This window comes from Phaeobacter sp. NW0010-22, from assembly GCF_040365955.1.
Taxonomy (GTDB): Bacteria; Pseudomonadota; Alphaproteobacteria; order Rhodobacterales; family Rhodobacteraceae; genus OMPR01.
Map to the genome: position 1 here is coordinate 318,061 of NZ_BAABWT010000002.1, position 21,470 is coordinate 339,530.

19 protein-coding genes and 1 tRNA gene are annotated in these 21,470 nt (G+C 54.8%); 9 read left to right on the forward strand and 11 right to left on the reverse strand.

Going from position 1 to position 21,470, the window contains the following annotated elements; genetic code table 11:
* Positions 1–9: 9 nt before the first annotated feature.
* Genes ABWV33_RS05745 through ABWV33_RS05755 form a run of 3 tightly spaced genes read left to right on the forward strand, consistent with a single transcriptional unit; the run spans position 10 to position 2,467 of the window.
* The gene (locus tag ABWV33_RS05745) at positions 10–630 is read left to right on the forward strand and encodes an HAD family hydrolase (RefSeq protein ID WP_121997650.1); all 621 of its coding nucleotides are present in this window, start codon (positions 10–12) and stop codon (positions 628–630) included.
* Positions 627–1,541 carry an ornithine cyclodeaminase family protein gene (locus ABWV33_RS05750; RefSeq protein WP_353329439.1) on the forward strand — a complete coding sequence of 305 codons (915 nt, stop codon included), beginning with the start codon at positions 627–629 and terminating at the stop codon, positions 1,539–1,541. Before ABWV33_RS05745 ends, ABWV33_RS05750 begins: the two co-directional genes overlap by 4 nt.
* Entirely contained in the window at positions 1,538–2,467 is a 930-nt protein-coding gene (locus ABWV33_RS05755; protein ID WP_353329440.1) for an alpha/beta fold hydrolase, read from the forward strand. The genes ABWV33_RS05750 and ABWV33_RS05755 overlap by 4 nt, the downstream gene beginning before the upstream one ends.
* Before the next feature lie 5 nt (positions 2,468–2,472).
* Here ABWV33_RS05755 and ABWV33_RS05760 read toward each other — a convergent pair whose 3' ends face one another.
* The gene (locus ABWV33_RS05760) at positions 2,473–3,711 is read right to left on the reverse strand and encodes an MFS transporter (RefSeq protein ID WP_113823870.1); all 1,239 of its coding nucleotides are present in this window, start codon (positions 3,709–3,711) and stop codon (positions 2,473–2,475) included.
* Positions 3,712–3,858: 147 nt separating this feature from the next.
* Here ABWV33_RS05760 and zapE point away from each other — a divergent pair, with 147 nt between their 5' ends.
* Positions 3,859–4,917: a cell division protein ZapE gene (gene zapE / locus ABWV33_RS05765; protein ID WP_353329441.1), complete on the forward strand. Its 1,059-nt coding sequence runs from the start codon at positions 3,859–3,861 to the stop codon at positions 4,915–4,917.
* Between the two features lie 13 nt (positions 4,918–4,930).
* Here zapE and ABWV33_RS05770 read toward each other — a convergent pair whose 3' ends face one another.
* From ABWV33_RS05770 to ABWV33_RS05785, 4 genes are all read right to left on the reverse strand, one after another.
* Positions 4,931–6,202 (reverse strand): bifunctional folylpolyglutamate synthase/dihydrofolate synthase, encoded by a 1,272-nt coding sequence (locus ABWV33_RS05770; RefSeq protein WP_353329442.1) that lies wholly within the window; start codon positions 6,200–6,202, stop codon positions 4,931–4,933.
* Positions 6,203–6,371: 169 nt separating this feature from the next.
* Complete coding sequence (gene accD, locus ABWV33_RS05775; RefSeq protein ID WP_113823873.1) at positions 6,372–7,331, reverse strand: acetyl-CoA carboxylase, carboxyltransferase subunit beta; 960 nt, start codon at positions 7,329–7,331, stop codon at positions 6,372–6,374.
* Between the two features lie 60 nt (positions 7,332–7,391).
* Positions 7,392–8,279, reverse strand: coding sequence for a CPBP family intramembrane glutamic endopeptidase (locus tag ABWV33_RS05780; RefSeq protein WP_353329443.1), 888 nt, complete (start codon positions 8,277–8,279; stop codon positions 7,392–7,394).
* Positions 8,272–11,379, reverse strand: a complete 3,108-nt coding sequence (locus ABWV33_RS05785; RefSeq protein WP_353329444.1) for an ABC transporter transmembrane domain-containing protein — start codon at positions 11,377–11,379, stop codon at positions 8,272–8,274. The genes ABWV33_RS05780 and ABWV33_RS05785 overlap by 8 nt, the downstream gene beginning before the upstream one ends.
* A 192-nt stretch (positions 11,380–11,571) precedes the next feature.
* On the opposite strand from ABWV33_RS05785, the gene ABWV33_RS05790 reads away from it, so the two are divergent.
* The 3 genes from ABWV33_RS05790 (at position 11,572) to ABWV33_RS05800 (ending at position 13,443) form a co-directional block, all read left to right on the forward strand.
* On the forward strand, positions 11,572–12,180 hold the full coding sequence (locus ABWV33_RS05790) for a hypothetical protein (RefSeq protein WP_353329445.1): 609 nt from the start codon (positions 11,572–11,574) through the stop codon (positions 12,178–12,180).
* A gap of 112 nt (positions 12,181–12,292) precedes the next feature.
* The gene (locus tag ABWV33_RS05795) at positions 12,293–13,054 is read left to right on the forward strand and encodes a DUF6478 family protein (protein ID WP_113823877.1); all 762 of its coding nucleotides are present in this window, start codon (positions 12,293–12,295) and stop codon (positions 13,052–13,054) included.
* An 11-nt stretch (positions 13,055–13,065) separates the two neighbouring features.
* Positions 13,066–13,443 (forward strand): hypothetical protein, encoded by a 378-nt coding sequence (locus ABWV33_RS05800; protein WP_113823878.1) that lies wholly within the window; start codon positions 13,066–13,068, stop codon positions 13,441–13,443.
* A 94-nt stretch (positions 13,444–13,537) separates the two neighbouring features.
* Here the strand turns inward: ABWV33_RS05800 and ABWV33_RS05805 are convergent, their stop codons facing one another.
* From ABWV33_RS05805 to ABWV33_RS05820, 4 genes are all read right to left on the reverse strand, one after another.
* Positions 13,538–14,872, reverse strand: coding sequence for a S41 family peptidase (locus ABWV33_RS05805; RefSeq protein WP_113823879.1), 1,335 nt, complete (start codon positions 14,870–14,872; stop codon positions 13,538–13,540).
* A 6-nt stretch (positions 14,873–14,878) separates the two neighbouring features.
* Complete coding sequence (locus ABWV33_RS05810; RefSeq protein ID WP_502930896.1) at positions 14,879–16,012, reverse strand: murein hydrolase activator EnvC family protein; 1,134 nt, start codon at positions 16,010–16,012, stop codon at positions 14,879–14,881.
* A complete protein-coding gene (gene gpmI / locus ABWV33_RS05815) occupies positions 16,009–17,526 on the reverse strand; it encodes a 2,3-bisphosphoglycerate-independent phosphoglycerate mutase (RefSeq protein WP_353329615.1) in 1,518 nt (505 codons plus the stop codon). The genes ABWV33_RS05810 and gpmI overlap by 4 nt, the downstream gene beginning before the upstream one ends.
* A gap of 197 nt (positions 17,527–17,723) precedes the next feature.
* A tRNA-Lys gene (locus ABWV33_RS05820) sits at positions 17,724–17,799 on the reverse strand.
* 211 nt (positions 17,800–18,010) lie between these two features.
* Here ABWV33_RS05820 and dapF point away from each other — a divergent pair.
* Entirely contained in the window at positions 18,011–18,853 is an 843-nt protein-coding gene (gene dapF, locus ABWV33_RS05825) for a diaminopimelate epimerase (RefSeq protein ID WP_353329617.1), read from the forward strand.
* Positions 18,850–20,106, forward strand: coding sequence for a tRNA (N(6)-L-threonylcarbamoyladenosine(37)-C(2))-methylthiotransferase MtaB (gene mtaB / locus ABWV33_RS05830; protein WP_353329446.1), 1,257 nt, complete (start codon positions 18,850–18,852; stop codon positions 20,104–20,106). Before dapF ends, mtaB begins: the two co-directional genes overlap by 4 nt.
* A 2-nt stretch (positions 20,107–20,108) precedes the next feature.
* Here the strand turns inward: mtaB and ABWV33_RS05835 are convergent, their stop codons facing one another.
* Both ABWV33_RS05835 and ABWV33_RS05840 read right to left on the reverse strand, forming a co-directional pair.
* Positions 20,109–20,522: a nuclear transport factor 2 family protein gene (locus ABWV33_RS05835; RefSeq protein ID WP_113823882.1), complete on the reverse strand. Its 414-nt coding sequence runs from the start codon at positions 20,520–20,522 to the stop codon at positions 20,109–20,111.
* Positions 20,523–20,666: 144 nt separating this feature from the next.
* Complete coding sequence (locus ABWV33_RS05840; protein WP_121997638.1) at positions 20,667–21,461, reverse strand: cytochrome c1; 795 nt, start codon at positions 21,459–21,461, stop codon at positions 20,667–20,669.
* Positions 21,462–21,470 lie beyond the last annotated feature (9 nt).

Consider the following 21,470-nt stretch of genomic DNA (forward strand, 5'->3'; position numbering starts at 1 on the left):
GAATATTATATGCCCATTCACGCCGTCATCTTTGACATCGGTAACGTTCTGATCGAATGGCAACCCGAGCGGCATTATGATCGGGTTCTCGGAAAAGAGCGGCGTGAGGCTATGTTCGCCGAAGTTGATCTGCACGGGATGAACGATCTAGTGGATCAAGGGCACCACTTTACCGACACCATTTATGACTGGGCAGAAAAATACCCGGAATGGCGCGACGAAATCCGAATGTGGCATGATAACTGGATCGAATTGGCATCCCCTGAAATTCCGCATTCCGTGCGCTTGCTGCGGGCCCTGCGCAGTAAAAAAATCCCTGTCTTTGCCCTGACCAACTTCGGGGTGCAAAACTTCGACTATGCGACAACAGTCTATCCATTCCTGAATGAATTCGACCGGTCGTACGTCTCGGGCCGGATGAAAACCGTAAAGCCGCATTCCGACATTTATCAACGCGTCGAAGAGGATTGTCAGCTTGCCCCTGAAACGCTCTTGTTTGCGGATGACCGTTTGGAAAACATCGAAGCCGCCCAAGCACGGGGGTGGGAGACGCACCACTTCACAACACCGCAGGGTTGGGCAGAACGTCTCGTTTCTGCTGGTTTGCTGACACCCAACGAAGCCCAATGACAATCCCCTTCATCTCGTTTGACGACGGCGAAACAGGGTTGGACTGGCTGGGGCTAACACAGGCGCTGGCAGATGGGCATGCCCTGCCCAAAGCTAAGGTCGGTGATACTTTGTTGCGCAGGGGGCCAGACACCGTGTTGTCGCGTACCGCCTGGATTGACGGGTTGGGTATGGCGGTCAAAACAGCAACTGTCTTTCCGGGCAATCCCGATGGCAAAAAGCCAATGATCAACGGGGCGGTCAATCTTTATGACGATCAGGACGGAACGCTGACCGCACTCATTGATTTTCACCTAGTCACGAAATGGAAAACAGCCGGTGACAGCCTGCTGGCGGCCCTTCGATTGGCGAAACCAGAAAGTCGTGAAATCCTCTTGGTTGGGGCGGGCACGGTCGGGCAATCCCTCTACGAAGCCTTTCGAGCGGGCTTCCCGAACGCACAGTTCAAGATTTGGAACCGAACGCAGCCCAAGGCCAAAGACTTCGCAAAGAATGCACCAGATGTTGAGGTGGCAACTGATCTTGCACAGGCTGTGCATTCAGCAGACATCATTCTATCGGCGACAATGTCGACAGACCCCATAATCCTAGGCGAATGGTTGCGCCCAGGCCAGCATCTGAACTTGATTGGTGCGTACCGACCTGACATGCGCGAGGTGGACGATCTCGCCATCAAACGATCCCGGATCTTTGTAGATAACTTTGACACAACGGTCGATCACATTGGCGAACTTAGTATTCCACTGGAAACCGGAGTGATCCAACCTCAGGATCTGGTAGCAGATTTTTATGACCTAGGGGCCTTTGCGCCTGTAACAGATGAGATTACTCTGTTTAAAAACGGCGGCGGTGCTCATTTGGACCTTATGACCAGCCGGTTCATTCTAGACAGGTGGTGCTTGGAAAAATGATCCTATTTTTAGTAGTTTTTCTACTGATCCTAATCTCTGCGCCCTTCGCGATAGAAGCCCGACGAAAATCGATGGGGCCCGAAGCAAGACGCGAAGCCCCTGGTGAATTTATTGAATTGTCTCTGGGCGTTACCCATTTCCAATGGCACGGCCCAGTGCGGGGACCAATCGCTGTCTGTGTGCACGGTTTGACGACCCCATCGTTTGTCTGGCAGGGATTGGTGCCCGGGCTCACGGCCATGGGCTACCGCGTTTTGACATATGATCTGTATGGGCGCGGATATTCAGACCGTCCCAAAGACCCACAAACTGCCGACTTTTTCATCACCCAACTCGAAGAATTATTGGCGACGCAGGATATCACCGAGGACATCACACTGGTCGGATATTCGATGGGCGGCGCTATTGCGACCAGCTATGCCGCCAAACACCCTCATCGGGTACGCCATTTGGTGCTCCTCGCCTCTGCTGGGATGATACTGACGACAGATCGTATGGCTAAATACATTCGTAATACGCCCGTGATTGGCGATTGGCTGATGATGGCATTTTTTCCATCCCGACATCGCATCGCCGCCGAAGCGGAACGCGATTTGCCCAGTTCGGTCCCAAATATCGTCGATTTACAACAACGCGAGCTGAACTATCGCGGTTTTATCAAGGCTGCACTGTCAAGCCTGCGCAATCTGCTGGCACAGGATCAGCACAACGAACACAAAACAATCTATCGCGCTGGCGTACCCGTTTTGGCGATCTGGGGGCGGCAAGACAGCGTGATCCCCATCCGTGCGATGGGCATGCTTACAGAATGGAGCCGCACAACCCGGCAGGAAGTCATCGAAGACGCCGGCCACTCACTCGCCTACACCCACTCAGACGAAATCATCCAAATTCTGCAGGAACGGCTTCGCGATGGCTTGAACTAATGGCATCAGGCGTTCAACGCCTCTAGCGGCCGTTCACGAATGGGTAGGTGCACAATGGCACTAAACGCGCCAACCCCAACGCCAAACCACCAAACCATGGTGTAATCGCCATACAAATCATACATCCGACCACCCAACCAGACACCCAGAAATCCGCCAAGCTGATGGCTAAGAAACACGATACCATACAGGGTGCCCATATATCGCAACCCGTAGATATGCGCGACCAAGCCCGATGTCAGCGGCACGGTCGCCAGCCAAAGCGATCCCATGACGACCGAGAAAATGATCACTGACGTTGGAGTTATTGGCAGCAGAATAAAGGCAGCAGCAACAATTGTGCGCGCCGTATAGATCCCCGCTAACAGATATTTCTTGCTGAATCGGTTCCCCGCCCAACCCGCCGCCAACGTCCCGCCAATATTGGCCATGCCAACAAGCGAAATCGCAATCGCCCCAAGGGCAGATGTAGTGGTAATCCCCATGGAATGCAGAACCCCGCCCGGTTGGATCGGGCCACACATCTCGGTTACAAAGGCCGGGAAATGTGCGGTGATAAAGGCCAGCTGATATCCGCAACTGAAAAATCCAAGAAAGATCAGCGTATAGGTCGGATCGCGTAACGCCTTCTTCAGCACAGAACCCAGGCTTTCTTCCAGCTCGCGTTTGCTTGCGGCCTCGGGGGCTTTCATCAGCGGCAACGTGAAAACCAGCAGCAAGATCACTCCGGCGAACACAACAAACACCTGTTGCCAGCTCAGGAACCCCATCAACCACTCAGCCGCAGGCGCCCCGATGATCTGCCCCACACTTCCGGCTGCGGTCACAATTGCCAAGGCCATCGACCGGTTTTCATCTGATGCGGCCCGACCAACAACGGCCAGAATGACACCGAACCCCGTTCCGGCGATGCCAAACCCCACCAACCACGCATAAAGCTGATGCTCCAACGGCGTCGAAGACATCGACGTCAGCACCATACCTGCGGCATAGATCACTGCCCCCAAAACAATGGCCCGACGATCCCCAACTTTTTCTGCAATCGCGCCGAAAATCGGTTGTCCAATGCCCCAAGCCAAGTTTTGGATCGCAATCGCCATCGAAAAATCGCTTCGCAGCCAACCAAACTCTTCGGCAACCGGAATTTGAAAGACGCCGAACGAGGCCCGCACAGCAAAACTGACTGCAATTATCACGCAACTGACCAGCAGCACAGGTGTTATCAATCGGGCAGAATGGGTCATCAAGAAGAACTCCGGGGAACTGAAGGGACGTTAGACACATTTCAGCGCCCGTCAAATCAGGAGTTTTGCTGTCTCAGATAACTAAATTTGATGTGAGCGTGTTTTGCTGTGCTTTCCAACTGCGCAACACCGCGTTATGGCTTAGAAATGACCGATATTCCTGCACATTACGCATCCCTTGTCGCCGATGGTTCCTTAACCGCGGACTCAGCGCAACAGGCTGTCTTGCCTGAATTCGAACGCATACGCGCGGCTTTGGCCACCCCAGTGAAACGTGGTTTTTTTCGCAAAGCTCCGCCCGCACCCAAGGGTCTATATCTTTGGGGTGGCGTTGGTCGTGGCAAGTCGATGCTGATGGATCTATTTGTGGATCAATTGGGCGACATCCCCTCCAGACGGGTGCATTTCCACGCCTTCATGCAGGAAATTCACGCCCAGATGCACGACGCCCGCAAGAATGGCGTCGAAGATGCCCTGTCACCAGTTGTGAAATCGGTAACGGACTCGGTCAAAGTGCTGGCGTTCGACGAAATGCAGATCACCGATATCACCGATGCGATGATCGTGGGTCGCCTGTTCGAGGCCCTGTTCGAAGCCGGTGTCGTGGTGGTGACCACTTCAAACCGGGTGCCGGATGATCTCTATAAAAACGGGTTGAACCGTCAGCTGTTCCTGCCCTTTATCGCTGAGATCAAAGAACAGATGGTAATCTGGGAAATGGTGTCCCCCACTGATTACCGCCAAGATAGATTAGAAGGCGCGCCAGTTTACTTCACCCCCATCGGTTCTGATGCGCGCGCCCAAATTCGGTCGGTCTGGCGAGACCTGTCCGGCGGCGCGGCCGACCCCTTGGTGCTGCAAGTCAAAGGCCGCGAAGTTGTGCTGCCCGCTTATCGCAATGGCGTGGCCCGTGCGACCTTCTATGACCTATGTGGCAAAATGCTGGGACCCGGGGATTATCTGGCCATCGCCGAAGCGGTAAAAGTTCTTGTGCTTGAGGATATCCCAACACTCTCACGCAGCAACTTTAACGAAGCAAAGCGGTTCGTCATCCTGATTGACGCCCTCTACGAAGCCAAAGTCCGCCTGATCTGCTCTGCCGCAGCGGAACCCGAGATGCTTTATCTTGAGGGCGAAGGCACGTTCGAATTCGAACGCACCGCCTCGCGCCTGCGCGAAATGCAGGATCAGGATTGGGGGCAATAGGCTCCGGCGGGGCTTATCCGTTTTCGCGCAAAATATTACCCGCCAGATAAAGTGATCCACAGATCAAAACCCGTGCCTGAGGGGTGGTGGCGATAATTGCGCGCAATGCCTCAGCAACGCTATCTGCTGTTGTCGAAGACAGATGGACCGCAGTAGCCGCCTCGGCAGTCGCGTCAGCCGGAAGGGTGTTTGCCTCCCCTGGAATGGAAACTGCGGTCAGACTCTCAGCTTGCTCAGCCAACGGACGTAGATATCCGGTGACATCTTTGGTGTTCAGCATGCCGCAAATCAAATGCGTGGGCCGTTTCGGCAGGGACCCCAACAGATCCGCAATCGCGTCGCCAGCTGCTGCATTGTGACCGCCGTCCAGCCACAACTCGGCCTCTGGGGCGGCTTCGACCAACGGGCCCGTTTTCAGGCGCTGCATCCGTGCGGGCCATTCTGCTTGTGTCACGGCTGACTCATACGCAGCCTCTCCCAGATTCAGGTGACGCAGGACAGCTAGCGCCGCACCCGCATTCTGAACCTGATGCGTCCCCAAAAGGTTCGGCATCGGCAAATCACACAATCCCGTTTCGTCCTGATAGATCAGCCGCCCATTTTCACATGACACGTGCCAATGCTGGCCATGCACGATCAAAGGTGCGCCCAGTCGCATCGCAACCGCCTCTATCACATCCATCGCTTCTTCGGGTTGTGGACCGACGACGACCGGCACACCCCGTTTGATAATCCCAGCTTTTTCAGTCGCAATTTTTGTCAGCGTATCGCCAAGAAACTGCTCATGATCTATCGAGATCGGCGTGATGACGCTAATCACAGGTTCATCAATCACATTGGTCGCGTCCAAGCGCCCGCCCAGACCAACCTCAAGCAAAGTATAATCTGCCTGTGCCCGGGCAAAAGCCAACAGGCCCGCCACCGTGGTGATCTCAAAGTAAGTGATATTCTCGCCGTTGTTCGCGACATAGCATTCATCCAGAACAGCCGTTAGATCGGCCTCTGAGATCAATGCATCCGCGACCCGGATCCGTTCGTGAAAGCGCGCCAGATGTGGAGAGGTATAGGCATGAGCACTTAGACCTGCTCCGTTCAGACCGGCTCGGATCATCGCCTGCGTTGACCCTTTACCATTGGTACCAGCAATATGAATAACGGGCGGCAGTTTTCCTTGCGGATTGTCCAAAGCCGCCAGCAGACGCCAAACACGGTCCAAGGTCAGATCAATAATCTTGGGGTGCAGGGCCATCATCCGATCTAGGATCACATCAGAATTTTGGGTCATGCTTAGACTTTCTCGGATTTCAAACGGGACCGCGCCAAGACATCAATGCCCGCGTATTGGCAGGCATTGCATACAAAGAATTTGGGAACGCGCGATGTAGTATCTGCGGCAAAGCACTGTCAAAAACCGGCAAGACCCGTCCTGAAACGGATGCTGCCGGTGATTAACCTCAGGATGCTTTGTCCGCATCAGCTGCGGGCGCGTCTGCGACTTCCGGCTCAGACGGTGCGTCCGTGGCATCAGAATCGTCTGGCGCAGGTAAATCACCTTTGATCGCGGGCGGCTGTTTCATCAGCATACGCGTGATGGTGATCAATTCTTCACGCATTTCGGTCCGCTTGGTCACACGATCAAGCATCCCATGGTCCAGCAGGTATTCCGCGCGCTGGAAACCTTCGGGTAGTTTTTCACGGATGGTCTGTTCGATCACGCGTGGCCCGGCAAAACAGATCAACGCATTTGGTTCAGAAATCTGCACATCGCCCAACATCGCATAAGAAGCCGTCACTCCACCCGTCGTCGGGTGAGTCAGCACTACGATATAAGGCAAACCCGCCTCTTTCAGCATTTGCACAGCCACGGTGGACCGGGGCATCTGCATTAACGACAAGATCCCCTCTTGCATCCGTGCTCCACCAGCTGCGGAAAACAGAATCAACGGGCGTCCCAGTTTCACAGCCTCTTCAGCTGCAGCAATAATTGCGTTGCCCACATACATGCCCATGGATCCACCCATGAACGAGAAATCCTGACAGGCGGCAATAATTGGCGTGCGGCCGATTTCACCAGCGGCAACCAACATCGCTTCTTTTTCGCCAGTGGATTTTTGCGCTGCTTTCATTCGGTCGGGGTACTTTTTCTGATCCCGGAAATGCAGCGGATCAGCGACCGGTTCAGGCACTTCAATCTCGGTGAAAATCCCACCGTCAAACAACCCGTTGAATCGCGCCCGCGGGCTGATCGCCATGTGGTGATCACACTGCGTGCACACATTCAGATTATCGGCCAGTTCCCGATGGAACAGCATGGTGCCGCATTCCCCGCATTTCTGCCAAAGATTTTCGGGCATTTCCCGGCGCGAAAAGATCGAGTTGATCCGGGGCCGGACGTAATTTGTAATCCAGTTCATGGCGGGACCTCTGGTGATGCATGCTCGGGCTGAGATAAGCCCAAGCGAACAGAATTGCAATCAACGCCTAAGTGCGAAACGCGCGCCAAGCCATGCAACCAGCATCATCATGAAATCAACAACCAACCACAACCGGACCTCTCCGGTGTCGGACATGTCAAAGGGCACTAGATATAAAGCGAGCCCGCTCAGGCTTTCGGGGAACGCAATGAACAGTAAGGCTGTCAGATTATTGAACATATGCAACGCGATGGCTGGCCCCAAGGTACCTGAACGCGCAGTCAGATCAGCAGTCAGCAGACCAAAGCAACCCGCCCAAAGCCCAATCAACAGGGCATTATCACCGGCCTGATCTGGTAAATAGTGCCCCACGGCAAACAAAACCGCAGGCAACCCCATCCAAATCAAAGGCGAGGAAAAGCGCGCAGCTAAACCTTGTTGAATGTAGCCCCGAAACAGGATCTCTTCGGCGCTGGTCTGAACCAGAACCACCAACAGGGACAGTGGCAACAAAACAAGCCAGAGCCCTAACGACAAGTTTGACGTCATCGGTGCCCCCATATCGTAGGGTGGCAAAATCAAAGTCACGACCCCGATGGCCAACAGAACTCGAAACACACGCCAAAATTGAACAACGGCAAGACCCGGCGCACCGATGATCCCAATCAAGCCGCGCCCTTGCATCAGTCGGGCTGCGACACCGACCCCCAAGATAACAAAGGCAAAACTTCCCAGGACCACGAACATAGCGAACTGTGTGCGTCCCAACAAAAAGTCCCGCATCTGCGCGTCTGACTGAACCAGTCGCAGCCCTGACATCACCAACATGTTCATGGCAACGATCACGGCAGCTATGATGACAAGCCCAACCAACAACCGCCACAGTTCTGGCCGATCACGACCCGGCGCCACCAAGTGTTCATGCGGGGAATAAGCAGTATCAGCCATGGGGTTTCACATCCGGAATTGGTGTGCCTTCTGGGTTGGTGAAATCGGCAATGTTCACATGTGACATCCGCAAAAATTCAGCCGCATCGACCAAATGCCCCGATACGGTCTGAAGCAAACTGATGGCGACGCCCGCATCATTTTCGATTACGGCTCTGAATTCTTCTGCACCGATACGCAAGAAGCTACTGTCTTCTTCGGCCACCAGATCCATCGGACGCGGTTCTTTGGTGATAATCGACAGATCGCCAATCAGCCGCCCCGGTTCAATATAGGAAATGGGCCGCATGCCCGAAGGGTCCTCGGGCCAGCGCAAGGCCGCACGTCCGGTTAAACACAAATAGGCCGCATCAGCTTGTTGGCCGTGTGCAAAAATCGTCTGTCCTGCGGCAACGTCATACCACTGCGCGGAAAACGCCAGCAAACGCTGGTTGCGCGCATCAAGCTTGGAAAACAACTCGGTCGACGCAATGATGTTCAACTTGCGACTAAGATCAGCCGCTGCGCCTTTGCCCAACGCCTCAAGTTGTGATCGCGTGACTCCGTCTATGCGTCCGTCTTTGATTTCAATGAACAAATCATAGGCTTCTGGGTGTTCAAAGTTATCTTCCATGAAAATCATGATGGATTGGGGCAGCAGTTCCCTCAGCTTCTGACGCGTTCGCAAACGACTTTTCGAATCGTGACTGGCCAATGCTTTGTCCAAGACCAAAATATCAGGCCGCTTGATCCCAGCGCGTGAGAAAGCAGCGCGTTCTTGAAATACTGTCGGCAAGTTTGTCCCGCCCAACCCCGAGGGAAGGTCGTAAATTGTTGCCGCGATTCTTCCCCTTAGCCCCGCCTCAAGCAACACCTCAGCCACAACATTTTCGATCTCATCCGCGCGTGCACCTGCCATCATGGACACACGTCCAAACAACGCATTCTCCACCACTGTCAGACGCGGCACGTAAACCCCCGGATCAACCGCAACAAACATCCCATCAATAGACGCACGCAGCTTGCCAGCCTGTGCCTGACGGATCGCGAGGATCTTATCTTTGTATTCTTCGGGGAAGCTTGGACCAATTTGTTCCGCGGTCAGCAGGAATGGAATGGTCAGCAACAACGCCCGCTCTTCCTCGGTCAAGGCACCGTCCCCTTTGACGGCCTGCCTCTCTGCAACACCCAACAGGCGATGATACAGATCCTCTTCCATACCCAACCGCAGGAAAAGCGGGTGGTCGGTGCCATCGCGGCCAAATGTCTGCTTCAGCATCTCAATCACACCCAGCGCCATGGCCTGGGCTTCGGCATCAAGTCCCTGATCCTGCAACATTTTGGTGAAACGACTATCTTTTGCCAGATCCAAGGGCTTAATTTCACGCGCTGGCGACGCATAAAGTAGGTTTCCACCCAAAGGCACAGCCGGGTTGAACTGGTCAGGCTCAAACCGATAAACAAATTCGCTAAGACCACGGTCTTGCAATCGGCTCGCCACTTTCTCGCGCAACTCCACGATTTGCGATGCCAAATGTGGATGCAAAGTCGCATCCAGACGCGATCGAAGGGTGCGCCGGAACATCAGCTCGTCGATGCCCATCGCTTCGACCAACTTGAACCACCATTCCCGAATATCGCCTCCATCGTTTAACCCTGCCAAACCCGGCTCGATCCAATCGTCATCCAGCATGTCCGGGCTGTTACCTGAACGGACGGCTTCGATTTGCTTTTTGTTGGGCTTGTAAAGGCCAGTTTGCTGACTCTGTGGTCGGGTACGCAAAGGCATCAGCAGATTATCACCCAAGGTGCCGTCAAAAAGATACGGGCGGGAATGTGCATATCCGATCCGTGCTGCGATCACCGATTGATGCAGCCCCTCTAACGGGTGCCCGGACAACAGAACCGACCCCCGCACCGGCAGAATCTCACGCGTCAACAACTGCGCCATCGCAGTGCGTTCGGATGCTTTGCTCGACTGGATGGCCACGCGAGAACCCGGGGGGATCGTCAGATTGATATCTTCGAGGATGGTGTTTCCATCCACATCGCGAACGGTCACATCTTTCAACTCAATCGCCCCATTCAAACGTGGGATGTCATTGGGTTCACCTTCAAACAACTCTTTTGGAACCATATGGCGTGGCGCAAACCTTTCAGTCACGATTTCCCAACGCAACGACATGTCCTGAACCTGATTGTAATAAAACAACAGCTCTTTCCAAGGAGAGCTAAGATCCTTGTACGCCCCAAGTGCAGCAACCAAGGCCCCGACAGTAATTTCACCCTGAATAGCCAGATACCCGCCCACCGAATAGAACAAGAACGGCGTCATCTGTGTGATCATGTTGTTCAAGAACTTCATAAAGAACTTCTTGCGATAAATCTTGTATCGGATGTCGAACAACCGACCCAATCGATCAGTGAACTGCGCCATACGATAGCGCCAGCCCCCGTTGGCCCGCAAATCAGAAATGCCCGCAGCACTTTCCCCGATTTCCGAACTGAGCCTGCGCACCTCCTGAATGCGCGATTTGTTCAGCAAATTGATCTGACGCTGCAACATGGGAATAAGCCATGCCTGCAACGGGATCAGGGCCACCGATGCAATCCCGAACCAAATGCTCTGCATGAACAGAAACGTCACAATTGTCAGCATCTGCCCCAGTTGGAACACTGGCTGTGCAATCGCATCCCCCATCAAGCCGCCCATTGGTTCAGCTTCCGAGGTAATCATCGACACCAATTCACCTTGGCTCGTGCTCGCGAAATACGGCTTGGGAAAGCGCATCATGCGTTGAATCAACTTGAACCGAAGCCGGCGTAACATGCGCTCTGCCAACACTCCTTTCATCGTGTTGATCCGCATTTTCATCAAACCACTGCTCAGCACAGTTGCGAGAAAGGCAAAGCATAACACCAATAGATACTGAACCTGTGTCAGATCCACAGACCAGACCGTCACCGTTTCAGTGGTCGCCCCGATTGCGTCGTTAATGATCCGCTTGGGCAACTCCAGAGACGCATAAAGAAACGGGAACGAAACCACCGTCAGCAGCAACAGGGTAAGTTGTTGTTTCTTTGAATATTTCCATATGAAGGAAAACAGTGTGGGTTCCATAACCCCGCCCTCGCATCCGGTTCAATTACCCGCAGCACAGCGCAGACGCATCACAGCCACCGAACCTTGGACGGTAAGCATTGACCACCCTATTTTCAAGGACAGGGGGAATAACTGTTTTGTGCTCGCCTTGTCTGACGTGAAATCGAACGCTATTGGCAAAGGAAACGCTGCAGGCAAAAGATGTTACATATGATCCAGATCTTTCGACCGATCCCTCGCCTTTCCATCTTGGGCGTGCTGACTCTGCTTGCAGGGTGCAGCCAGGGTTTCGTGGCATCACAAACGCCGAAACGGATCACTCAGGTGTTGCTGGCCCAAGGGCATATCACCCTCATAGCGCCCCGCGGGTACTGCGTGGATGAGCGCGCGGTTCGATCCGATCAACAGAACAGCTTTGCGGTGTTGGCACGCTGTGACGCACTTGGGGTGCGGGGGGGATTTCCGACCCAAGATCTGGCTTTGATCACCGTCACAACCGTCGCAAACCCGAAGGGTACACAGCCTAATGTCAAATCTCTGGCGCAGTCTGCCAATCCCGCCAACGTGGTGAAAACCCACTCTCTAAAGGGCCGCCCCTTTGTTCTGCTTGAGAATCCAGATCACAACGTCAACGGGGCAAGCCCACGCCATTGGCGGTCCGCCTTTGCCCTAAACGGGCATCTGGTCGGACTGGCCCTCTATGCCAGCGAAGGCAGCGATGCGCTCGCAAACCAAGGCGCAAACCTGCTGTCCGACCTTGCGTCCAAAACTATCCAAGCCAGCGCCATCCCAACGGTTGCACAAAAGAAACCCGATTGATTGTTTCCAAAATCGCGAAAAATGCATCGAATTGATAATATTGGGCTTATTTGGGTAACATAGTTTCGATACAAATGACCAACAGCGCGATCACATAGGCAACGGGATAGAAATGAGCAGGGTACTGGATCGGATGTTTCATATGCGTGCGCTGCGCCGGTGGCGTCGTGCCGCGCGCGCGGCCGGGCAAAGCAACTTGTCAGTCTTGCGCACACAGCGCAATCAGGCACGCGATTTGCGTACGCATCTGGATCGTCTCATTCATGTCGCCGATGGCCGTCTGGCTTTGCCCAAAATCGGATCTTCCTTTTTCCCCAAACCTCATGGCACCGACTGGTCTTGGCGATCCGAACTCTGGCGCGGACCGCTCCCTGTTCCGGGCCTGTCATCGGTCCCGACAAAGTCGACGTTGGGCGGCGAAGTTCAACTGTTTCATGATTGCGAATATTCCGAATTGACCCTGCGCCAACTGCGTAACACGCGCGAGGCCGACCTAGCCCCCTATGGGTTGCGCATGGATGTTTTCAAATTCGATGGTTCGTTCCTGTCGCTGGTCATCGACCTACCGGCCGAAGCCGCTGTCGGCATGACTCGGGCCCATCTTTTGCGGGTCGATACCATCATCGAAACGGAAAAACCGCTCGAAATTTTTGCCCGCCTGAACATCAAGCACGGCCCAAACACCGAACAAATCGTGCGGGAACTTCCCTTGAGTGAAAAAGACGTCATGGTCGAATTTGATCTGGCCTATTCCCGCCTCAATGAAAAGCGCATTGAAAAAATCTGGTTGGACCTCATTTTTGAAGCCCCGGATATGAATCAGGTCGTCCTGCGCGACCTCACCTTTTGTCGCCACCGCCGCGCCGCACTGTAAGAGGGCTGAACATGAGCGAAATGACCCTGTCCAAGACCCGCCTGCGCAATGGCGCATGGGAAGGCCAGATCCTTGGCGCCTCGTCCACTGGCGCGCGCCCAAATATCCAGGTCACCTATCTGGACCAACCTGTCGACGGTGTGGAAATGGTCGAGGCAGGCAACGGAACGTCATGGGATCTAACGATTCCCATTCCGTCGCACGCGGTTGCAGACGGCGTTCAGACGTTCCTGATCATCGATCAGGATACAGCAACAAAGCTAGGTGATTTTACTCTGATGGCAGGAGAAGCTGTATCAGATGATTTGCGCGCCGAGGTCGAATTGCTGCGCGCAGAACTAGACATGCTCAAACGCGCCTTCCGGCGGCATTGCCTTGAAACAATGTGACCCTTCCCGATCCAAGCGATCAGATCGCCTATCCTATCCCAACAAAAAAGGGCCGCATCCAATGGACGCGGCCCCCTAATTTTTGAATTCACACTTACTTCTTCGGGGCCAAAGCCGCCAAGCCTTTGAGGATATCGATGGCATATGCCAACTGATAATCATTGGTACGCAGCTCAGCTGATGCTTCAGCCTTGGCGCGGTCTTCCTCAATCTGGCGAATCTCATCCTCTGACAGGCTGTCATTGTTGAGGCTGCCGCGCAGATCCGCTTCGGACCGAGTCCTGCGCTTGCTCTCTTCGTCTTCTTCCGGCTCAGCAGACCGGCGCGGTTGCTCCACGACGATATCTGGCGACACGCCCAAAGCCTGAATAGACCGGCCTGATGGGGTGTAATAGCGCGCAGTTGTCAGACGCATCGCGCCATCACCACGCAACGGCATGACCGTCTGAACCGACCCTTTACCGAAACTCTTGGTGCCGATGACAATGGCCCGGCGGTGATCTTGCAATGCACCAGCAACGATTTCAGACGCTGAGGCAGAGCCGCCATTGATCAGCACAACCAACGGTTTGCCCTGCGCCAGGTCCCCAACGGTGGCGTTGAAACGCTCACCATCAGCGACATTCCGGCCCCGTGTCGAAACGATCTCTCCCTCATCCAAGAAACCATCCGAGACCTTGATCGCTTGCGTCAATAGCCCACCCGGGTTGTTGCGCAAATCCAGAATAAAGCCGTTCACCTTATCGATGCCGCCCGCTTCTTCGATCTGGTTTTCCATCCCCTCTTTCAGGTTAGGGTAGGTTTGATCGTTAAAGGTTGTGACCCGCAGAACAACACTGGTCCCTTCAGAACGCACTCGCACGGCAGTCAGTTTGATGGTGTCGCGAATGATTGAAATATCAAACGGCTCCTGCTCGCCTTCGCGCACAACCGTGATGATGATTTCGGACCCAACCGGACCGCGCATCAGCTCAACCGCTTTGTCCAACGTCAGCCCCAAAAGGCTTTCGCCATCCACATGCGTGATGAAATCGCCGGCTTCTACACCGGCTTCGTCGGCGGGCGTTCCGTCAATCGGGGACACCACTTTGACGAATCCTTCGTCTTGGGTAACTTCGATCCCCAATCCACCAAATTCCCCGCGCGTCTGCACCCGCATCTGGGCTGCATCATCGGGCGATAGATAGCTGGAATGCGGGTCCAAAGACGTCAGCATGCCATCAATCGCCGCTTCGATCAGCTCGCCCTCATCCACTTCTTCGACATATTGAACGCGGATGCGTTCAAAAATATCGCCGAACAAGTCCAACTGCTCGTATACGTTTGCGTTGCTCTTTGCCTCTTGCGCCACAAGCGGTCCCGCCACCTGGGTGGTCGCGACAATACCTGCCAGCGTGCCGCCCAGTGCGGCCATCACGAATTTCTTCATGTTCGTTTATCCATCCTTGTCGGTTCGGAACCACGTTTCGGGATCCACAGGGCTGTCGCCCTCTCTGACCTCTATATAGAGCGTTTCTGAACGATCAGTTCCAGTGCCATCACCGCTTAGTGAAAGAATTGCGCCAATTTCCGGCGCTGCTCCGCCCATTAATCCCACCGGAGTCCCCTTTGGAACCACCTGACCGGGTTCCCCATACACTTCTTGCAGTCCCGAAAGCACCACCAGTGTATCGGGCTGAGGCTCCAAAATAACCACGTTCCCCAAATCCAACAGCGGCCCACGATATCGGATGGTGGCCGCCGACGGAGACTCAACAAGCGCCCGTGGCCGGGTCGCCAACAAAATACCCGGTCGCTTGACCCCAGCAGCATCCGCCTCTCCAGCACGGCGCAGCAGCACACCCTGAACGGGCAGAGTCATAGATCCCTTAAGATCGGACACATCTACATCAAGATCCGATATCTCACCTGACGCGATTTCAGCTAGACCACTGGCAAACCCGTCTAACGTTTCCGTCGAAGAGATAAGGATCGCCGTGCGCACCGGGTCCTCGGTAAAACGTCGCGGCAAATCTGTTCTATCGGCAATCGCCTTGCTCAATTCAGCCCGCGCGACCTGGACCCCTGCCAGCCCCTGCTCCAGTGTTTCCGCAGCGTTCTGCTGCAACACCCGCAGGGTTTGAACCTCTTGCAGCTCATGCGACAGCTTGCGCGCCTGCGCTTCCAACCCCGGGGTCACCTCGGCCAGCATCATACCAGATCGAGCAGATCCCAACGGTCCCGAAGGGTGCAACAACAACACAGGCGGAGGCGAGGTTTCGATCGTCTGCAACACACCCAAAAGCTGCGCAATTTCTTCTTCTCTGGCACGCAACCGGACTGTCAACTGTGCCTCGCGCCAGGCGGCTTTACGCAAGCCATCGCGCATCGCAGCAAGCCCTTTTTCATAGGCTTTGACCGTAACAGTCAGCGCTCGCACCCTATCCCGGGCGCCTTCCGCTTCACTCAACGCGACGGCGGCTTGCTCCAACCGCAGCCCCGCCTGACGCGCTGCCTCGGCCGGGTCAGTTTGGGCATGTGCTGCCCCAATCCAGAACATCACCCCCAGAAAACAGGCGCTTAATCTCATGAAAGCAAGCTTTCTCCGGTCATTTCCTCGGGCTTGGGCAGGCCCATCAGCTCCAGAATCGTGGGGGCTAAGTCAGACAACCGCCCGCAGCGCAAATTACTCCCCTCGGGGCCACCGACCAAAGCGACAGGCACTGGGTTCAGTGTGTGCGCGGTATGGGGCCCTTTGGTCACCGGATCGTACATCATTTCACAGTTCCCATGATCTGCTGTGACAATCATCGCACCGCCCGCTTTGGTCAAGGCTTCGACGACTTTGGCCAATCCCTGATCCACCGCCTCGCACGCCTGTATTGCAGCGTCGAGATCCCCGGTATGCCCCACCATATCGGGGTTGGCATAGTTGGTCACAATCAGATCATACCCAGCCTCGATTGCCTCAACAAACTTATCGGTCACTTCTGCAGACGACATTTCTGGCTGCAAATCATAGGTCGCAACCTTCGGGGATTTGGGCATAAACCGATCTTCTGCCGCCTCGGGCACCTCTTTTCCGCCGTTCAAGAAAAAGGTCACATGCGGATATTTCTCGGTCTCGGCCAGACGGAACTGCCGCTTGCCCTGTTTCGCAACCCATGCGCCCAAAGTGTTAACAATCTCGGCCTTTGGGTAAGCCGTTGTCATGTAGGTGCTGTGATCAGCAGAATAATCAACCATCCCTAATAGGGCGGCAAGCTGTGGCCGTACCCCTGTATCAAACTCGTCAAATCCGGGTTTCGCAATCGCGGCCAGAATCTCACGTGCGCGATCAGCGCGGAAATTCAGACAAAACATCGCGTCATTGTCTTTCACGCCAGAATACCCATCGAGAACCGTCGGAACGATGAACTCGTCTGTTTCACTTTGACTATATGCTTTGGTCACTGCCTCATGTGCTGAACTCGCGGTCCGACCTTCGCCTTGGATCATCGCCCCATAGGCTTCGTTCACGCGCTCCCACCGGTTGTCACGATCCATCGCAAAATAACGCCCAGACACGGTGACGATCTTTGCGCCGTCGGGCAGGCGCTCTTCCAGATCACCGATATAGCCATAGGCAGATTTCGGTGACACATCCCGGCCGTCAGTGATCGCATGCAATGCCACCTCAACCCCTGCGTCTGTAATCGCTTTGGCTGCTGCAACAATGTGATTGATATGTCCATGTACGCCACCGTCGGACACCAGCCCCATCAGATGCGCGACACCTCCGGTTGCTTTCACTTTGGCTACGAAATCCAGCAACGCCTGATTCTCAAAAAACGATCCTTCTTCGATCGCCAAATCAATTTGGCCCAAATCCATCGCCACAACACGGCCTGCCCCGATGTTGGTATGCCCAACCTCGGAATTCCCCATCTGCCCGGTCGGCAACCCGACGTCAGGGCCATAGGTTATCAACTGCGCATGTGGCCCGTTTTCCATCATCGCATCGAATGTTGGGGTTTTCGCCAAATGTGGCGCGTTCGCCTCCGTGACATCCGAAACACCCCATCCATCAAGAATACACAATACGACAGGCTTGGGTGTGTTGATCATAACAGAACTCCGGCAATGGCTTTTGCGCCTTCTATCGCCTGACGACTTGGGGGTGAACAGCTATTAGCGCAACCAGTGACGTCTTGCCCTGAAAAGCAACGCTACCAATCGGCGAAAACGATTCAGAATCGGATACTCACACCAAAATCTCGGCTTTGGAACTCTGGTTGTCTGCCTGGGGAAATGAGAAGAAGTGGTGAGCCGTGATGGGTTCGAACCATCGACCTACTGATTAAAAGTCAGTTGCTCTACCAACTGAGCTAACGGCCCACATCTTCTGTTTGGATCTTGACGATCCGTGGCGCTCTCTAATCCATTTTCCCGGTAAGGTTCAAGGACTTATTTAGCACCCAGCGTCGCTTTGTTTCCGTTGTATCCAGCGACTCTGTAGGGCGGGTATTAGGATCAGCGCAGCAAAGGGTCAAGCCCTTTTTTCACCTTTCTGCAGTGCAGGGTGGATTCATTTACTTTGCAACGCTATATGCCCGCCATGCAACAGAACACAGATACAGGCATGCCTTTCATGAAGATGCACGGGTTGGGCAACGACTTTGTTGTTGTCGATGCACGCGCGCATGAAATCGCAATCACGCCCGCCCATGCCAAGGGAATCGCCCATCGTCAGTTTGGCGTTGGCTTTGATCAGCTTGCCGTCATTGAAAAAGGCGCGGGGGATGCGCATCTGGTGTTCTATAATGCCGATGGATCGACATCAGGTGCATGCGGAAACGCCACCCGTTGTATTGCCCGTCACCTTATGGATGAATCCGGCAAAACTGAGTTGCACCTGACCACCGACCGCGGTGATCTGTGGGCGCGCGATGCAGGCGATGGTCTGACCTCTGTCAACATGGGCCCGCCGCAATTGTTGTGGCACGAAATTCCCCTCGCCGAAGAAATGGACACGCTCGAACTCCCAATCGAAGGCGGCCCAACTGCAACCGGCATGGGCAATCCCCATTGCACCTTTTTCGTCGACAACGCCGAAGCCATCCCTCTGACTGAGTTCGGCGCACGCTATGAGCATCATCCGCTCTACCCCCAACGCACCAATGTGCAGGTGGCACAGGTCGTGGGACCGAATCACATTCGTATGCGGGTCTGGGAACGCGGCGTCGGCATCACGTTGGCCTCTGGGTCTTCGTCCTGCGCAACAGCCGTCGCAGCGGCACGCCGAGGCTTGACCGGACGCAAGGTTCAGATCGATCTCGATGGCGGAACGCTGCACATCGACTGGCGCGATGATGGTGTCTGGATGACCGGGCCAACGATGCATGTCTTTACCGGCACATTTACCTCTGCCTTTTTGGATAGCCTGACATGACAGCCCCCAAATTCACCACATTGGGCTGCCGCCTGAACGCTTATGAAACCGAGGCGATGAAAGAGCTGTCGCAACAGGCCGGGCTGGAAAACGCGGTAATCGTGAACACCTGCGCTGTGACTTCTGAGGCCGTGCGCAAGGCCCGCCAAGAGATTCGTAAACTGCGCCGCGAAAATCCTGAGGCCCGTGTCATCGTGACCGGCTGCGCCGCCCAGACCGAACCAGAAACCTTTGCCGCTATGGACGAAGTCGACGCGGTGATTGGCAATACGGAAAAGATGCAACCCGACACCTGGAAAGGCATGGCTGCAGATTTCATCGGCCAAACCGAATCGGTGCAGGTGGATGACATCATGTCCGTCACTGAAACCGCCGGGCACCTGATTGATGGTTTTGGCACCCGGTCTCGCGCATATGTTCAGGTTCAGAACGGCTGCGATCACCGCTGTACCTTCTGCATCATCCCCTATGGTCGCGGTAATTCCCGCAGCGTCCCCGCTGGGGTCGTCGTGGATCAGATCAAGCGACTGGTCGACAAAGGCTATAACGAAGTGGTTCTGACCGGTGTCGATCTGACCTCGTGGGGGGCGGACCTGCCTGCCATGCCCAAACTCGGCGATCTGGTGATGCGGATCCTCAAATTGGTGCCCGATCTGCCGCGCCTGCGCATCAGCTCGATTGATTCCATCGAGGTGGATGAAAACCTTATGCAGGCCATCGCAACAGAACAGCGTCTGATGCCCCACCTGCATCTGTCGCTCCAACATGGCGACGATCTGATTCTAAAACGGATGAAGCGCCGACATCTACGTGATGATGCGATTCGCTTTACCGAAGAGGCCAAGAAATTGCGCCCTGAGATGACGTTTGGCGCTGATATCATCGCCGGGTTCCCGACCGAGACCGAGGCGCATTTTGAAAATTCGATGAAGCTCATTCAGGATTGCGATTTGACCTGGCTGCACGTCTTTCCCTATTCGAAACGCCCCGGAACCCCTGCCGCGCGAATCCCGCAACAGGTCAATGGCAACGTGATCAAAGATCGCGCAGCGCGTCTGCGTGCTATCGGCGAAACACAGGTTACCGCGCATCTGGCCCAGCAGATCGGAAAGACCCACAACATCCTGATGGAAAACCCCAATATGGGACGCACCGAACAATTTACCGAGGTTGCATTCACCACGCCCCAGATCGAAGGCCAGATCGTCACCAAACCGATTCTCGGCATCACCGGCACACAGCTGACCGCCTGAAATCAGGCGGGCACTGCGGCAAAAGCATCGGTGTCGTAAAATTCCTGATAATCATAGACCTTGCCATCCCGGAACCGGCAAATAATCGCGACGGCGGCTTCAAATGTCTTGCCACTGTCTCGGTGGGTCCAACCCGTGTCTGCCAGCGCGATCACACCATCCCCGTCAGACACCGTCTCTTTCAAAGTCCAATGCTCCAACGCATAAGCCTGTGTGAGATCCTCAAGATAGGCCCGCAATTGCGCCCGTCCATTACGTGTGGCGCTGAACCGAATCCCGTCCTGCCCTTCACCCAAGGATCTTATGCATAAGTCATCCGTCGCATAGTCATCCCACATCGACAGATCCGTGCCTTTGCTTTCATTCCAGCGGGCGTAAACCTGACGCAGCTTTTCAGCGTTTGACTGGCTCTCCATTTTGCTGTCTTCCCTGATAATTTTTCAATCATAAGGTGTGCGAACAACGGCCCTTTCGTCAAGTCAGGTAGAACATACCCCAAGACGTGAAAAAGCCCCGCGCAACGCGCAGGGCTTTCTCAAATCTCAAACTGTCTGAAAAGATCAGCTTGTTTTCTTGCCTTTGATCGGTGCCCAAAGACGCTTGTTGGTCAAATACAGCAGGACCGACAAAATCGTCAGGATCAGAACACCAACAAAACCAGCTTGCTTACGTGCCATCATCTTGGGTTCAGCAGACCACATCAGGAATGCAGCGATATCCTGAGATTCAGCTTCAAGCGAGTTGCTGTGCCCGTCGATATAGTCGACATCCTCACCACCCAGCGGCGGTGCCATCGAAATCCAGCCACCCGGAAAGGCAGTGTTCTCGTAAAATGTCTTACCTGCTTCTTCTTTTTCCTTACCGGTATAGCCGGTCAGCAAAGACGCAATGTACTCAGGACCACCAATGCCATGGATGAACTGGTTAATCCCAGATCCGTAAGGACCGTGGAAACCAGCACGAGACTTAGCCATTAGGCTCAGGTCTGGCGCGCCAGCACCAGTATTCGCCGGAAAGTGATCCGACGGGATCGCTTCGCGGTCATCATCCAGCTCGGCATCAAAGACGGTGAAGTTTTCAGCCGCGTAAGCACGCACCTGATCCGCCTCTAGGCCAACACCGCCTTCGTCCCCGAGGGTCCGCAGGGGCACCTGCTTCAGCCCGTGACAGGCTGCGCAGACTTCGGTGTAGATCTGCAAGCCACGCTGCAGTTGGTTTTGGTCGTAGGTGCCGAATGGGCCTTCAAACGAGAACGCGTAGTCCTCGATATGTTGGTCTCCGCCACCGGCCGCGAGTGTCGCGACAGGGGCAAGAGCGAAAGCAAGGACAGCACCGAGTGCAAGTTTCTTGAACATGGGTTTCGG

Coding starts and splice junctions, on each gene's coding strand:
- ABWV33_RS05745 (WP_121997650.1), top strand. CDS start 10: ATGCCCATTCACGCCGTCATCTTTGACATCGGTAACGTTCTGATCGAA.
- ABWV33_RS05795 (WP_113823877.1), top strand. CDS start 12,293: ATGAGCAGGGTACTGGATCGGATGTTTCATATGCGTGCGCTGCGCCGG.
- dapF (WP_353329617.1), top strand. CDS start 18,011: ATGCCCGCCATGCAACAGAACACAGATACAGGCATGCCTTTCATGAAG.
- ABWV33_RS05790 (WP_353329445.1), top strand. CDS start 11,572: ATGATCCAGATCTTTCGACCGATCCCTCGCCTTTCCATCTTGGGCGTG.
- zapE (WP_353329441.1), top strand. CDS start 3,859: ATGACCGATATTCCTGCACATTACGCATCCCTTGTCGCCGATGGTTCC.
- ABWV33_RS05835 (WP_113823882.1), bottom strand. CDS start 20,522: ATGGAGAGCCAGTCAAACGCTGAAAAGCTGCGTCAGGTTTACGCCCGC.
- ABWV33_RS05780 (WP_353329443.1), bottom strand. CDS start 8,279: ATGGCTGATACTGCTTATTCCCCGCATGAACACTTGGTGGCGCCGGGT.
- ABWV33_RS05800 (WP_113823878.1), top strand. CDS start 13,066: ATGAGCGAAATGACCCTGTCCAAGACCCGCCTGCGCAATGGCGCATGG.
- mtaB (WP_353329446.1), top strand. CDS start 18,850: ATGACAGCCCCCAAATTCACCACATTGGGCTGCCGCCTGAACGCTTAT.
- ABWV33_RS05770 (WP_353329442.1), bottom strand. CDS start 6,202: ATGACCCAAAATTCTGATGTGATCCTAGATCGGATGATGGCCCTGCAC.
- ABWV33_RS05750 (WP_353329439.1), top strand. CDS start 627: ATGACAATCCCCTTCATCTCGTTTGACGACGGCGAAACAGGGTTGGAC.
- ABWV33_RS05755 (WP_353329440.1), top strand. CDS start 1,538: ATGATCCTATTTTTAGTAGTTTTTCTACTGATCCTAATCTCTGCGCCC.
- ABWV33_RS05760 (WP_113823870.1), bottom strand. CDS start 3,711: ATGACCCATTCTGCCCGATTGATAACACCTGTGCTGCTGGTCAGTTGC.
- ABWV33_RS05810 (WP_502930896.1), bottom strand. CDS start 16,012: ATGAGATTAAGCGCCTGTTTTCTGGGGGTGATGTTCTGGATTGGGGCA.
- accD (WP_113823873.1), bottom strand. CDS start 7,331: ATGAACTGGATTACAAATTACGTCCGGCCCCGGATCAACTCGATCTTT.
- ABWV33_RS05805 (WP_113823879.1), bottom strand. CDS start 14,872: ATGAAGAAATTCGTGATGGCCGCACTGGGCGGCACGCTGGCAGGTATT.
- ABWV33_RS05840 (WP_121997638.1), bottom strand. CDS start 21,461: ATGTTCAAGAAACTTGCACTCGGTGCTGTCCTTGCTTTCGCTCTTGCC.
- ABWV33_RS05785 (WP_353329444.1), bottom strand. CDS start 11,379: ATGGAACCCACACTGTTTTCCTTCATATGGAAATATTCAAAGAAACAA.